This is a genomic window from Bacillus sp. V2I10 (assembly GCF_030817055.1).
GTDB lineage: Bacteria > Bacillota > Bacilli > Bacillales > Bacillaceae > Bacillus_P.
The window spans coordinates 4466521-4481225 of sequence record NZ_JAUSYV010000001.1 but is presented as its reverse complement, the minus strand read 5'-3'; the positions used below and the strand labels follow the sequence as shown (position 1 = coordinate 4481225).

Genomic DNA, 14705 nt, shown 5'->3' with positions numbered 1-14705 from the left:
TATAAACATACTTCCTATTTTCTAGTTTTTGGGAGTGACCATTACCATCATGAAATCTGCGGAGGGATCTGTATGAGTGTTACATTAGAAGTGAGGAAGATTGAAAGTTATGCTGAGTTGACAGATGAGATTTTGCTTGAACTCGTTCAAAAAGGAGATTCAGAATCGACCGACTTTTTAATCAGCAAATATCGCAATTTTGTCCGGGCAAAAGCGAGCAGATATTTTCTCATTGGCGGAGAACGAGAAGATATCGTGCAAGAAGGAATGATTGGCCTATATAAAGCTATTCGTGACTTCAAAGTGGACAAGCAGGCTTCATTCAAGGCGTTTGCAGAATTATGCATTACAAGACAGATCATAACGGCCATTAAAACAGCCACCCGACAAAAGCACACCCCTCTTAATTCTTATGTCTCTTTGTACAAGCCTCTTTTTGAAGATGATAACCACACGCTGCTCGATGTGATTCCAGGAACAAAAACAATGGATCCGGCCACCTTGATCATTAATCAGGAAAAAGCGCTGGATATTGAAATGAAAATGGCCGAAATGCTGAGTGATCTGGAAAGAAAAGTATTGGCACTTTACATGGACGGACAATCATACGTTGAAATCTCCGAAGAGTTGAATAAGCACGTTAAATCAATAGACAATGCTCTCCAGCGGGTAAAGAGAAAACTCGAAAGATACATGGAGATGCGGGATTACAGCCTGATATAGAGAGAAATATCAGAATAGCGGTAAAATGGATGGCATGACTTTAATCGGTGATGCTTTTTGTTTTGTTTGTTTTTTCAGATATTAAAGAAAAGCAGCCTGAATACGAATTTGACTGGGAATCCTTTTAGAAAAAAGGATAAAGTAAGCGGCATGGAATAGGCAGTTTTGTTTATTGTGAACGATACAAACGACTTTAGGAAAACAAGAAGGATCAGAAGTTTCAAAATCCAGCGCACATCATAGATGTAATGATGTAATTATTCCCCCAAACCCTTGAATTATAGGGGTTTTTAAGATGGAGATTAGTGAAATGCTAACTTTTTGCTAACTCTGAAGTTTTTAAAAACTTAATTTCACCAATTAGAGAAGACCTTTCGTAAGTTCGCTGAACTTATAGGAGGTCTTTTCTTCAATGTTTTTTGTCATGTGTGCATAGATGTTCATTGTTGTGTTTATGTCGGAATGTCCTAACCTCTCTTGTATTTCTTTTATACCTGCACCAGCTTCAATGAGAAGTGATGTGTGGGTATGTCGAAAGCTGTGTGAAGTAATGTGCTTGTCTATGTTCATTCGCTTCATCAAACGTTGTAATCGTAATGCTACTTGCTTCATAACCATTGGATTGCCTGTGTTTTCTGCAAAAATGAAGTTTTGATCTTTATAAACTAAACGTTGTTTCATTTTCAACTCCATTTGGTCACGCCTGTGGGCTTTAAATAAATTGATAAGACCATCGTCAATCATTATTGTTCTGATGGATTTTTTTGTTTTTGGAGTAAGAAGTTCATAACCTGTCTTTCCGTTATTTGGATTGTAGTAAGTCTTTGTGATTCTCAATGTTTTCTTTATAGAGTCCAAATCAGACCATTTTAATGCAAGCATTTCACCTAAACGCAGTCCTGTATATGCTAGAGTTGCAAAGCATAAATAGTCAAAAGAAAGCCCATGTTCTTTAGCTACGCTTAAGAAAGCTTTTAATTCATTTAACTCAAGAAACTTCTCTTGAATCTCCTCTTCTTCAATATCTTCAACAGTCACTCGTTTTTTTGGCATTACAAAACCATCTGTGGGATTTGTTCTTAATAAGTCTTGACGGATAGCGTGCTTAAAAATCATGTTTCCAGTCGTATGGATGCTGTCAAGATAGTTGCGACTTAATATCTTGCTCAATTCATTGAAATGAGATTGATACATGTGCCTGGTAATCTTCCGTAGGGGAAGAAGACCCCATACTGATAAAAGATGTTTCATGGCAATGCTACGAGCCCTAACGCTACTTACTTTTACTTGAGTAGCATAGTATTCAACCCATTCAGTTTCAAATTTCTCAAAAGTGATGTTTGTTTCCTGTATAACACCGCCATTTGCGATTGTCTCTTCAACCTTGTTCGCTGCGAGCTGTGCTTCTTTTTTTTGTTCTAAAACCTGATTTTGTTATTTGCCGACGTTTCCCGGTAACTGGATCTTTTGCAACTTTGACCATATATGCCCATTTATCTCCACGTTTAAGAATGTGTGCCAAATTTTTCTTCACCGCCTTTCAAATATCATTTTTATATTATAAAGTGGAGGAGTTCTTTAGAAGAACATTATTTCTGAGTATATCTTTTGTTGATTATGTAACCTTGTAACATAAAAGGAATTAATTTATATACACCCTAGTGCAATAACGAATAAGGCTCATATTTAGTTTTTTGGCTTATATACAGAGTAACTCAGTGTAACCTTGCTTTTTTCTTAAAGTAAAAGTAGATATTAATTAGAATGGGGATGGGCATAATATGGTGGGAAAACTTAAAACTGATGAAGGATTGACTAAACAAAAAACAGGGAACACCTCAAAATATAAAACTATACGAATACATCCGCAAGATTTTGAATTTCTGAGGTCTTGGGCATATTGTAACAATTCAACTGTAGTAAATGGAATTTCTCAGGTGATTCAGGAATACAAAAATAGTAGACTTCAAGAAAAAAAGAGTGTATTAGAAGATATAAGGTTCAATGATGATGACCATAGAAACAAATTTGCTGAGTATGTTGAACAATTTCCTGATCAATTGAATAGTAAAAACTTAGTAGCATTCTATGCTAATGCAGCAGTAGGTATTTTTTCAAATGATTTGAAAAACCCTTTAGGTTGGATAGGGAATTGGTCTGAATCTGGAATAGATCCTTCAGAAAACTATATACATCTGGAGTTGGGAAAACAACAAATTATAAATCTAGCATTCATTCTTTTAAAAAGTAATGATAAAAATTCCGTTATAGAGGAATTAATAAAAATTAATCCTGATTATCTTTTAATTGCTCAAGAATTGTTACGACTAAATCAAGTGGGTATGGATAATAAAAGTAGAAAAAAAATCCATATGACGAAAGAAGAAGCGCAAGCTTTGGCTGGGAGGATGATTGAGAATAGCAAGAAATATGGAATTCCAAATGAAGCCAAAGAAGAAAAAGGTTGAATAGTATATCCATCATATGTCATTGATTAACAAAAAGCCTTCCAAATGGAAGGCTTTTTGCTGTCCACTGCTCTAAAGGAGGTATTTTGCAATTATCCATAAAAAATCCTGTGTTGATGTGCATGATTTTTTCTTGTTCAGCAATCGGGCCATTTTCTTGAACAAAAGTTTTTGAAAAAATTGGCTGTATATATAGGTTCAATCTCTAAAGAAAGATCAATGATTCATAAGTCTGATAAAAATATTCAGGAGTTTTTTACCTTACATTCCATATTTATCCTATGTAAACTGATACTGAGTGGATAAATAAATTTTTTAGGGAGGGAAAGGAGAAAAATGAATTTATTCCTCAAGGAACGATAAGAGCTGTTACTGTTTTTTTATGCTCTTAAATGCTTTTGTATTTTCGCCACAGTCTAAGGACCAAAAAGCATCATCCCCTGAACATTTTATATAAACGGTGGGGAGCGAAACGGGGTCCATTCATTGGTTTACAGTTCGAAAATAGATTGGGGCAAAGATTTATTGATGTTCGGTAAATTTAAGTGTCATTCTGGCTCGAAAATTTTTGTAAAATTCAAATATCTTTTGATAAAGACAACAAGTTGCAATTAAAAAATAACACTTGTAAGGGAGTTGATCTAATGACATGATTTCAAGGATTTTGACAATATTTCTTCGGGTGGGAACCACGATAACGTCAAAGGTTAAATAAATATTTTAATAGAGGAGATTATCACGGTGGGAAAAAAATTAAAAAGGATGTTGAGTTTTTTATTGATCTTTGCAATGATTTTTAGCGGTTTTGGGCAAGCGGTCGTTGCCAAGAGCAATAACCAAGCTAATCAAGGAAAAAATAAGATTTCTAGTGAGCAAAATGTAAAACAGTGGTTAAGTGAATATGAATTCTATGAGGACACAAGAATTGCAAAAATCTATGATCAGATTGCAATAAAAGAATTAAAGCGTTTTGCCACAGTCATAAAAGAAACGAATGCGAAGTTTGATTCTAAACTGATAGCGGAAATGGATGAAACTGGAGACTTTAAACAAAAAGAGATAAATGAACCTGATGTACTTCAACAATTGATTAACGAATATGAACAAGCTGTTGAAGAGGAGTACATAAAAGAGGTGGTTCTTAAAAGTGATCGGCTCTTGAAAATCAAACATAAGTTAACCATAGGTCTATGGGGGTATGTAAAAGAAAACGATTTTAATGAACCAACTGAAGCATTACTTGCAGACATACTCTTTAATTTTTATTTATCTGATAAAATTGTCAATAAAAATGCTATCGGCATTTTAAAGGATATCTCTGATCAAACGGATCACAAAGGAAATAAAATAAAAGCTCATTTGAATAACGCTGTGAAAATGTCTGAAAAAGCGAATGGGTTTCTAGAAAAAGATCTAGCTATCCCTGCATCAAAATCCTATCAAAATGTATATAAACAAGTATTATTCGGACTTGAAAAAGCAGGCTATCAATTTAACACAGAATTCTTTGAATCTACTTCTGACACGGATGGTGACACGATAACCGATGGAATAGAATTCCTAGAGGGAATGAATCCATTTGAAAAGGATACAGATGGTGATGGATTAAAGGACAATATTGAATATGAGATGAAATCCTCTATTTCCCCTATAAAATATGATACAGATGATAATGGCATAAGTGATGCAGATGAAGATAGCGATGAAGACGGCCTGAAAAATAAAGATGAGCAGGCTTATCAAACAAATTTGATGAAGAAAGATTCAGACCAAGATGGTTTAACTGACGGATTTGAAGTTCAACAGTTTGATTCATTACCTAATAAGGATGATACAGATAGCGATGGATTAAGTGATGGAGATGAACATGCTTTAAAGACAAACCCGAATGCTGCAGACAGTGATAATGACGAGACCACGGATTCACAAGAACTCCATCAACAATCTATTCGTCAATCATTGAAACCGTCTGGTAAATCAGAAATTACAAGTGTAGAAGTTAGTTTTAGTGCAAAGGATAATATTAATAAAACGACTAGAATTAGCACAAACAAAGGCAATATGAAAACAACTAATTTACACGGTATTATTGGTTCTCCTATTAGGATCAATACGCAATCAGAATTTGAGAAAGCAAACATTACATTTACTTATGATGAATCAAAGCTAGGAGACACGTTGGAAGATGATCTAGCCATCGTTTGGTATAATGAAGAGGAAGAAATGTTTGAAGGCCTTAACGCTGTGTTAGATACAAGTAAGAATACAATAAGTGTGGAAACGACTCAGCTTAGTGAATATATGGTTGTTGATAAGAAAAAATGGTTGGAGCTTTGGAGTAAGGAAATAGACTACTTAAGCAGAGATAAGAATATAGTTTCTAGTAGCGATGATTCAAGTGGTGGAGAGACAGATCCAAAAGATTCAGATGGGGATGGCTTATACGATACCTATGAAACTAAAGGAATGAAAACACCATACGGTATCATCTACTCAGATCCTAACAAGAAAGATAGTGACGGAGATGGATTAACCGATGGGCAAGAAATGGGTCCATTCAAAACATTCACGATGGAATTTTTTGGAATTACTATTCATTTTGAAGGTTTCTTTCCAACCAGTTTTCCTGACCAAAAAGATAGTGATGGAGATGGAATTTTTGATAAAGAGGATGAAAGACCGTTGTTGTACTCTGATTTATCCAATTTAGTAATTTATCAATCAGATAGACCAGAAGGCTATGATGAAAATGGAGATGTAGCGAATGATATGAAAACAAATGATTATACTGGAGATGAAATGACTGACATTAGCTGGATGTTCAACTTCCAATTATGGGAATCTGATTGGCCAGATATTCTCTTTGATGAGTTCGAGTGGATGTCAACAAGCTTATTTTCTACGGGAGAAATGGAAGATGTTATTTTAGATATGATTGATCATTTTGAGGAAGGAAATGGTACTGATTATCGCAATCAGACTTTAACGAAAAAAGCGAGGGAGCATGAGACAACAAAAGCCTATATTGAATTCCTCAAAAATGCTTTAGTTGATGAGTTAAAGAAAAATGGAGGTAATTTGGCAGCACTTCAGTTTGATGAAAGTACAAAGGATACAGATAAATTTTATCAATATATACAGGATAATGCTGTTTACCCGACGTTTAGCACTTGGGGCGATAGAACAGGCGGACTTACAATTTCAGTAAATGATACTTGGGGGAATACCGTATCCGTAAAAGACTTTTCAGTAGAGAACAATCACTTTAAAGGTGTTATGCATGTTCGTTTATATGATCATTTTGGGTTAGATCAGCCAGATGTGGAAAAGGAGTATGTCAACTTAGCAGGATTTCGTGCCTGGTTTGTCTTACAGCATTATGATGATTATGATGGGGAATATAAGCCTTTTGTTACTTTAATGGATATGGAAATACCTTTCGAGGGGGAATTCAGCAATTAAAGTTAATTTAAAAATTCTAGTTTTGATTATTAGCATATGCTTCATTCCATTATACTTAATTGGATGTACAAAGAATGAGGAATCAAGCGGGGAAACAAAGATTTTCGAAATTGCCAATACAGAACAGGTCGTTGGTAAAAATGATGAAGAAGTGGTGACGCTTAGAAAGCATTATATGATTCTGAATCCACCAAAAGATTTAAAGGTTTTGAAGGAATTAGTTGAAAAATACATTAAGAATCATCCAGTTGAAGAAGAAATGAAAGTAATAGAAGGAAAAAAGAGGATTTTTTATATATCCTTCTATAGGGAAAGTGACGATTTGCCAAGAGACTGGCAGCCTGATGAAAGTTACATGAATACGGATCGGATGGAACATCATAAGCATGATCTCATTGCATCGATCATTTGGTCAGATGCTGAACCACAAAAAGAATACAATGTTTATGATAAAAGTAAGGAAGGAGAAATAATTAAGTGGTTGCGTTTTATTGAGGATCAGCTTGTTGAGTGATTAGACTGGGGATCACTATTCCCATATGACCCTCATTACTCGAATCGTTTCCATGTTCCGTTAAAGGGCGCAATTGTTGAGTAAATAAACCCAATTTCTCATGTGAAACACTGAGAGATTGGGTTTTTTAATCTTGAGTATAGATAATGGCTTCAAAATCTGGTTTTCCATCAGGGTCTGAAACACTAATTTTGCCATCGTGGATCTGTGTCGAGTATATATTTTTACCTTTCCATTAAACTTTGAAAGAACTATTCTACGACAATAAATCCTCATGAAATATGTAAATAATACTTATCTTTTAAATTTTCTAATGAGGTACCACCTAACATTTAGATTTGCTGCTTTTTGTACCAAGATATCCTTGAGAAACTCATCTTATTTTAGTAAATTAATAAATTCACGCATGAACCCAGGTAGATCTGGCCACGCATGACCAGAAACAAGGTTTTGATGTGTGTGTAATGTTTCATCAATATATGTAGCGCCACATGCAGTCACATCAGGTTTACAAGCAATATATGCTGTATACTCCCGGCCTTTCATCAAATCCGGTACAATAGTAAGCACTTGTGCCGCATGACAGATAGCACCTACTGGCTTATTTTCCTCAAAGAAGTGACGGATAATTTTCGGTAACGATTCCTCTAAACGAATATATTCAGGTGCTCGTCCTCCAGGAATAATCAACCCGTCATATTGCGAGGGATTAACATTAGCAAAAGCTACTTGAGAATCAATGCCATATGCAGGTTTTTCTACATATGTTTCCATTCCTTCTATAAAGTCGTGACTTACTGTTTGTAGTTTTTTTACAGAAGGTGAAGCAATCGTTACGTCAAATCCTTCTTCAAGACACCGATAATATGGATAAAAAATTTCAAGCGCCTCTACAGCATCCCCAGTAACAATCAGTACTTTTTTACTCATGAACATAACCTCCATATAAAATAATTTTAGTAGATAAAAAGTGTTTTTTCCTTCCATGTTGTCTTTTCATCTACTCAATTCAACATTTCTATACGATTTCCTTTTAAAGAAACGTACCCATATGTCTATTACTAAATTAAAAACATCTGTTAAGTTAACATTCCAATAGAATAAACCCTATTTGTGATTTTATAATATTGTTAGAATCCAATAATCGGAGTGTCACTTGATATATACCGAAATAGTGAGGATGGAGATATTTTGCATTTATTTCAAGTGTTATTTTGCACATCAACTTTAAAAACCCAGCTACCTTTCATGAGAAGATTAGCTGGGTTTCTTCATTACTTCCGATTTACTGTTTTTCTAAATAACGATAAATCGTCGTGCGAGACACGCCCCACTTTTCCGCAACATCTTTAATCGGTGTACCACTTTCAATTAAAGCTTTCATCATTTCAATATCTTTTGGTCCATACTTCTCCGGGCGCCCACCTATCAAATCAAAAAGAAGCGTGTTCAGAAAAGGACGAGTTTTGAAACATAGAAGACAAATGAGTAATCTAAATGTATAAATGAAAAAGCATTAGTAAATGTGGATTTGAAATAAATTTCAATAATGTACAAGATTTTTTCTTGTTCAGCAATCGGGCAGTAGAGTTTAATAAGAAGGAATTAATCTTAGATAAAGAGAACTGGTTAGATATTATCAAATATAGTGGAGTTGAATCAATGTGAACAACCAATTAACATTAGAAAGACTAAATAATGAAGATTTTATTGTGGAATTGGAAAGTGAATTTGAAAAACAGGGGAAAAGAAGAACAAAGGGCTATTTCGAAAAATGTTATTTAGAAAACATCAGTGGTAACAGAGTAACAATTCTGGCTTACTATAAAGGAAAACTAGCTGGATGCTGTCATTTAATAAAAAGTTCAGGTTATCCCTATTTTAATGAAAATAACATTCCAGAAATTAATGATTTAAATGTGTTCCCTGAGTACAGAAATAAAGGCATTGCAGGCAGCATAATCGATGAATTAGAGAAAATTATTTCTAAAACACACAATACAGTAGGAATAGGTGTAGGGCTTTATAAAGATTATGGAAGTGCTCAAAGACTGTATTGCAAAAAGGGCTACATACCTGACGGGAACGGAATTCAATATAATTATGAAAAAGTATTACCGGGGACACATGTATTTGTTGATGACGATTTAAATCTGTATTTCACAAAAAAACTGAAATAAGTTCTTCAACAATCGGGGGCTTTTCTTTAGGAACCCGTCTTTTTTTGACTAGTTAAAAGTACTGAAATTAATAACTGGAATAATAGAATAATTGTAAATGGAAATATGTCTATTAATACATAGGATAGGGTGTGAATATTATGAATAGATCTTTATGGAATGATGTAGATATTTACTTTAGCAGTAAACTTCAAGAGTCCGATCCGATTATGGATTCAATACTGAAAGCAAATGCAGAAGCTGGCTTGCCTGCTATTGATGTGTCACCTAATCAGGGAAAGTTACTTTACTTGCTTGCCAAGCTTAAAGGAGCAAAGAATATCCTGGAAATTGGAACTCTTGGCGGCTATAGTAGTGTTTGGCTCGCGCGTGCATTACTAGAGGATGGACATCTTGTTACACTTGAATTTAGTGAAAAGCATGCAAAAGTGGCTAAAGAGAATGTAAGATACGCAGGATTAGAGAATAAAATCGAAATCATTGTAGGACCAGCGCTTAAAACTCTTCCAACCCTAGAAAAGAAAGGATTCTCAAGCTTCGATTTCATCTTTATTGATGCGGATAAACCAAACAATCCAAATTATTTGAAATGGGCACTAGAACTTTCAAGACCTGGAACAGTTATCATTGCAGATAACGTGGTACGTAATGGAAAAGTGATTGAAGATGACACTGAAGACTCAAATGTGCATGGGATTCGTCAATTTATTGATTTGTTATCAGAAGAGTCACGTATTGATTCGACGGCTATTCAAACTGTTGGTGCAAAAGGATATGATGGGTTTTTTTTAGGAGTTGTAAAAGAGTAAGAGGATGACAATTGAATTAAGAGTTAATTTTCCACTTGAATTCTATTCAACAATCTGGCACTTTTCTTCGATAAGACAACATAAATGATATTCAACAATCGTGGGCTTATCTGTAATAAGGTAAGTGTCCTTTTTAATGGAATAAAAGATTGAGTTAATCACCAAATTTTGAAATAATTGGTATTAAGCAATCGGGCAGCATTCCTGTAATGAAGAAAAATGGGGTTTGAACAAAAAATAAACCTCTTGGTAAGATATGAGTGTCCAGTGCTTGCCGGCAAAAAGGACGAACTCAAATAACCAGGAGGCTGTTCAAATGAATTATAACCAAAATAAAAAGATTGCTCAAATAACTTCTCAAACACTAATTGTAGGTGTAGATATTGCGAAGTACAAGCATGTAGCTCGTGCTCAAGACTTTAGAGGCCTAGAGTTTGGTGCACCTTGTCATTTTGAAAATACCAAATCACATTTTAATCTTTTTTTAGGCTGGATAAAACATTTGATGGAACAACACGGCATGGATAAGGTGATTATTGGAATGGAGCCGACAGGTCATTATTGGCTCAACCTCGCTCATTTTCTTAAAGAAGAGGAGATAAAGTTTGTCGTGGTAAATCCTATGCATGTGAAGAAATCTAAAGAATTAGATGATAATTCTCCAACCAAAAATGATGTGAAGGACGCAAAAGTCATTGCACAGCTAGTCAAAGATGGGAGATATGCCGAACCTAATATTCCACAAGGAGTTTATGCAGAACTTCGTGTGGCAAGGAAAATACGCGATCTCTTATTTGTTGACTTACAAGCTGTGCAGGGGCAAATTCATAACTGGTTAGATCGATATTTCCCTGAATTCCTTACAGTGTTTAAGGATTGGGAAGGAAAAGCAGCACTACAATTATTAAAGTTAAATTTATTACCACATGAGTTAGAGATAGTCTCCGAACAAAAGATCCTCATTCACCTCAGAAAAGCTGTAAAACGTGCGGTTGGACTCAGTAAAATTCAAGAACTTAAACGAGTAGCCAAAGACTCTATTGGTATTCGTGAAGGTTCAAGGATGGCTAAATTAGAGCTTCGCACTTTACTAGACAAGTATGAGTTAATAAATGAAAAGTTCGAAGAACTAGAATCTGATATTGATGGACTCCTTGAACGGATACCAGGTGTTCAACAAATGTTGGCCATCACAGGAATCGGCAAGGACACTGTAGCTGGCTTCTTTTCAGAAGTAGGGAATTTAAGTTACTATTCTCACTCTCGACAAATCATCAAGTTAGCTGGGTTAAGCTTAAAGGAGAATACCTCTGGAAAGCACAAAGGACAAACGAAGATTACAAAGAGAGGTAGGAAGACACTAAGGGCTCTCCTCTTCCGAGTAGCGATGCCTTTGGTAGCTAAGAACACTGCTTTTAAAGCTTTACATGAGTATTTTACAACACGTAAAAATAATCCTCTAAAGAAAATGCAGTCTCTTATAGCGATATGTAATAAGCTGATACGTATTCTTTTTACGATTGGTACAAAACAATGTGAATTTAGTGAAGATAGAATGTTGAAGGATATTCCTCATATGGCTCCTTTACTGAAAGCAGCTTAGGGTTCATTAGTTAATATTCAAAAGGTTTTATTTAGGATTATTATTTAGACATTTGAAGCACGGATTAGTCAGTAAAACAACAATACTACGGACTTTGATCCTGTCGGGCAGCATCACTGACATCCACCTCATGGAAAGGTTGGACGAAGGAATTTTGGAGCATAGACTCTGTGAGACATGGGAGGGTTGACCTCCATGAGACATGTGGACATCCACCAGTGCAACCATACTTTTACTAGGTAACCACTTTTTGGATAGGAGTGGTTAGGCAGTTAAGGACTTTTTTTCTCTAACACTCCAAAAATATCCTTAATTTCAACTTAAATCCATAACTTTGATGTCTAATTAAAATAAATCTAGATGAAATCTTAAGAAAAAGCTAGAAATCCAGAGTTATTCCTTTCTTTATAGAGGGAGGATTGTGGAGTATAAGGATTAAGAAGATAATAGAAATTTGTAACATTTTTGGTTGATGCTTGGTTATATAGCTGAGGTGAAGATATGACCAAAAATAATTTAGAAGATAGGCTAAATAAACTTAAAAAATCTTATGTAGAAGTACCGGTAAAAACTGATATCCATAAGGTTGTTAAAAACATAAGGAATGTTGAGTGTAGAACAAAGTTAGAAATAATGAAAAGAAAGTACTTAATGTCTTTTCTCTCTATCACGACCATTTTCTTATTTACTGTTTTAATTTATCAAAGTTATATATCTAATAATAAACAACCACCGGAAGATACATCTCCTTTAAGAGTTGGTTTAGAAGATAGCGAGTCTTCAACTTCAGATGAGTCACCTTCAACCTTCAACATTAGCTTTGATACCAATGATTATCAAATAGTTGAAGATAAGGGTAAACATATCATCTTGCCAAAAGATCCATTGCCAAGGCAGTATCCTAAAGTATTAATGGAAATTGAACAAATTGATGACACTTCAATCGTAAATGAAGCAGATAAGTTACATAAATCATTATCCAATGATTATAAAAAGGTTGAACCACCAAAAAATATTTCATCTCCATTTAAAGGAGTTTCACTCTTTGCGATTGGTGGAAGTGGGGGAACGGATTGGAACGATCCAGTTATTAGGATATACATAACATCCAATCAATTAGATGGTGTATACATAATTAAACAACACTATTTTATTGAAGCCTCTGAAGGGCACGGTGCAAGATTTGATGAAATGCTAAACGATTTCCATATCATCAAGTCATTAAATAAGTAAATTGGTTATTCAACAATCGGGGGCGATTGCTTAACAAAGAGTCACCCTTACCTCAGATGCTATAAGCGATTTAATGAATATGCTATTGAAAATAACGAAAAAGGTGAATTTTTGATGGAACAATCAAATCCTTTAATGATAAAAATTGAGAATCAAAGATGGCTATACAATGATGAAAAAGACTTATGTTCTCACGGTGAAATTATCCTAAGTGTCAATGGAACTATCATTACACAATCTTATATAAACGAAGAATGGGGAATTAGTGAGTCTGCTTTGGCATTGTTAAGAACCCTTGATAAAGATTATATTTGTGACCCCGATAATGAGGAAGGTCTAATCCTCCACGGATGCGGTACAATTTTAATGATGGGTTGCCCTATTTCAATACATTGGAGCGTAAGACACATTGACGACCAAGTGATTTTATCGGATTTTGTTAAAGTTACTACAACCAACCCAGAAACGGGAAGTATATATTATCCTGGACTAGAAATCAAATTAAGCAAAAACGAATATAAAAACCAAATTGTTTCATTTGCCCTTCAAGCTAAAAAACTCTTTGATAATTCGAAAGAAAAGCTGATTTCTGATGACTTTGATAAAGAAATGTATGAAGATTTTTGGGGTGAATACAACCAGCTATTAAAAAGTAATTCACATTAGTGAAGTTCTTATTTCTGGCGACTATAATTATCAAACTCTTCTTCAACAATCGGGGGCTTTAATGGAATAAGAAAAGACCTTGCAGTATAAACTGGAGGTCCCATTTTTTAAAATGCACTTATAAAATTTTCAGTTCCATATATTGACAATGGGTAAAATTCTTGGCATAATATTGAGTATAAAGCGTAATAATTACGATTTGTGTATTTTTTTCTTGTTTCCCTTTTAGGTCATTACGATAATCACAACCCTACTAAGGAGCTGTATTCCAATGGCAAAATTACGTTTTCACGATAATCAAGAACGCATCGATAATCAAGAGGAAGTAACACAATACTTAGAGAGTCAGGGTGTGCCTTGTGAGCGTTGGGAGATTAATAAGATTCCCGCACGATTACGGGAAAAATATGATTTAACGGAGGAGGAGAAGGCAGAGATTTTTGCCGTGTTTCGTAATGAAATTGACGATTTAGCCAAACGTCGCGGTTATCGCCTCGATAACATCCTCTCGCTCTCTTCTGCAACGCTCGATCTAGATCAATTATTGCAGAGAATGGGACAGGAGCACCATCACAAACAGTATGCAGCACACTTTATGGTCAGCGGTCACGGTATTTTTACCATTCAAGTACCTAACGGCCGTTACGTGGATGTAGAGAAGGAAGCAGGTGATTTTTTCTGTGTGCCAGAAGGTTACCGCCATTATTTTGCCTTGATGGCCGATCGCCAAATGGTCGCTATTCAGAGTAGCATTGGAGAAGCGATCTATGAAAAGGATGAGAGTGGGGTTCAGCCGAGATACGTGTAAAAATGGGTCATATGCTTACTTTTATTTCCAAGTTGCACGATATCAAAAATAGCATCAAACTGATTTTCCTTACAGTACTCCTTTATCAAAATTAATGGAATTTTCAAGTGACAAGAAGTGTTTTGTATGTGGAAATGTTTAGGACTCCTAATTAAACTAAAAAGTGCATTCCTTTAATAAGGGATGCTTTTTTCTTATTGAAGTAAAGAGGCAGCATTCCTGTAATTAATAAAGTGGAA

At 34.9% G+C, this 14705-nt stretch carries 14 protein-coding genes and 1 pseudogene; 10 read left to right on the top strand and 5 right to left on the bottom strand.

The window, feature by feature from the left end; genetic code table 11:
• Positions 1–72: 72 nt before the first annotated feature.
• Positions 73–723, top strand: coding sequence for an RNA polymerase sporulation sigma factor SigH (sigH, locus tag QFZ72_RS22785; protein ID WP_307438051.1), 651 nt, complete (start codon positions 73–75; stop codon positions 721–723).
• Positions 724–797: 74 nt separating this feature from the next.
• Here sigH and QFZ72_RS22780 read toward each other — a convergent pair whose 3' ends face one another.
• The 3 genes from QFZ72_RS22780 to QFZ72_RS22765 all read right to left on the bottom strand — a co-directional run bounded on the left by QFZ72_RS22780 (position 798) and on the right by QFZ72_RS22765 (position 2206).
• Positions 798–968 carry a DUF817 family protein gene (locus QFZ72_RS22780; RefSeq protein WP_307439950.1) on the bottom strand — a complete coding sequence of 57 codons (171 nt, stop codon included), beginning with the start codon at positions 966–968 and terminating at the stop codon, positions 798–800.
• Positions 969–1083: 115 nt separating this feature from the next.
• Positions 1084–1776: a site-specific integrase gene (locus QFZ72_RS22775; protein WP_307438050.1), complete on the bottom strand. Its 693-nt coding sequence runs from the start codon at positions 1774–1776 to the stop codon at positions 1084–1086.
• A 325-nt stretch (positions 1777–2101) separates the two neighbouring features.
• The gene (locus QFZ72_RS22765) at positions 2102–2206 is read right to left on the bottom strand and encodes an Arm DNA-binding domain-containing protein (protein WP_307439948.1); all 105 of its coding nucleotides are present in this window, start codon (positions 2204–2206) and stop codon (positions 2102–2104) included.
• Positions 2207–2504: 298 nt separating this feature from the next.
• On the opposite strand from QFZ72_RS22765, the gene QFZ72_RS22760 reads away from it, so the two are divergent.
• From QFZ72_RS22760 to QFZ72_RS22750, 3 genes are all read left to right on the top strand, one after another.
• On the top strand, positions 2505–3191 hold the full coding sequence (locus QFZ72_RS22760) for a hypothetical protein (protein WP_307438048.1): 687 nt from the start codon (positions 2505–2507) through the stop codon (positions 3189–3191).
• 741 nt (positions 3192–3932) lie between these two features.
• Positions 3933–6653, top strand: a complete 2721-nt coding sequence (locus QFZ72_RS22755) for a DUF3289 family protein (protein WP_307438047.1) — start codon at positions 3933–3935, stop codon at positions 6651–6653.
• A 22-nt stretch (positions 6654–6675) separates the two neighbouring features.
• Entirely contained in the window at positions 6676–7167 is a 492-nt protein-coding gene (locus tag QFZ72_RS22750; RefSeq protein ID WP_307438045.1) for a hypothetical protein, read from the top strand.
• Between the two features lie 378 nt (positions 7168–7545).
• On the opposite strand, the gene QFZ72_RS22745 is transcribed toward QFZ72_RS22750, so the two are convergent.
• Both QFZ72_RS22745 and QFZ72_RS22740 read right to left on the bottom strand, forming a co-directional pair.
• Complete coding sequence (locus QFZ72_RS22745; protein WP_307438043.1) at positions 7546–8097, bottom strand: DJ-1/PfpI family protein; 552 nt, start codon at positions 8095–8097, stop codon at positions 7546–7548.
• 355 nt (positions 8098–8452) lie between these two features.
• Positions 8453–8596: pseudogene (locus tag QFZ72_RS22740) on the bottom strand (helix-turn-helix domain-containing protein); the annotation flags it as partial.
• 235 nt (positions 8597–8831) lie between these two features.
• Here QFZ72_RS22740 and QFZ72_RS22735 point away from each other — a divergent pair.
• The 6 genes from QFZ72_RS22735 to QFZ72_RS22710 all read left to right on the top strand — a co-directional run bounded on the left by QFZ72_RS22735 (position 8832) and on the right by QFZ72_RS22710 (position 14466).
• Positions 8832–9347, top strand: coding sequence for a GNAT family N-acetyltransferase (locus tag QFZ72_RS22735; protein WP_307438041.1), 516 nt, complete (start codon positions 8832–8834; stop codon positions 9345–9347).
• A gap of 140 nt (positions 9348–9487) precedes the next feature.
• A complete protein-coding gene (locus QFZ72_RS22730) occupies positions 9488–10156 on the top strand; it encodes an O-methyltransferase (protein ID WP_307438039.1) in 669 nt (222 codons plus the stop codon).
• A 316-nt stretch (positions 10157–10472) separates the two neighbouring features.
• A complete protein-coding gene (locus tag QFZ72_RS22725; RefSeq protein ID WP_307437944.1) occupies positions 10473–11759 on the top strand; it encodes an IS110 family RNA-guided transposase in 1287 nt (428 codons plus the stop codon).
• A gap of 501 nt (positions 11760–12260) precedes the next feature.
• A complete protein-coding gene (locus QFZ72_RS22720) occupies positions 12261–12992 on the top strand; it encodes a hypothetical protein (RefSeq protein WP_307438037.1) in 732 nt (243 codons plus the stop codon).
• A 114-nt stretch (positions 12993–13106) separates the two neighbouring features.
• Positions 13107–13658 (top strand): hypothetical protein, encoded by a 552-nt coding sequence (locus tag QFZ72_RS22715; RefSeq protein WP_307438035.1) that lies wholly within the window; start codon positions 13107–13109, stop codon positions 13656–13658.
• A gap of 271 nt (positions 13659–13929) precedes the next feature.
• A complete protein-coding gene (locus tag QFZ72_RS22710; RefSeq protein ID WP_307438033.1) occupies positions 13930–14466 on the top strand; it encodes a cupin domain-containing protein in 537 nt (178 codons plus the stop codon).
• Positions 14467–14705 lie beyond the last annotated feature (239 nt).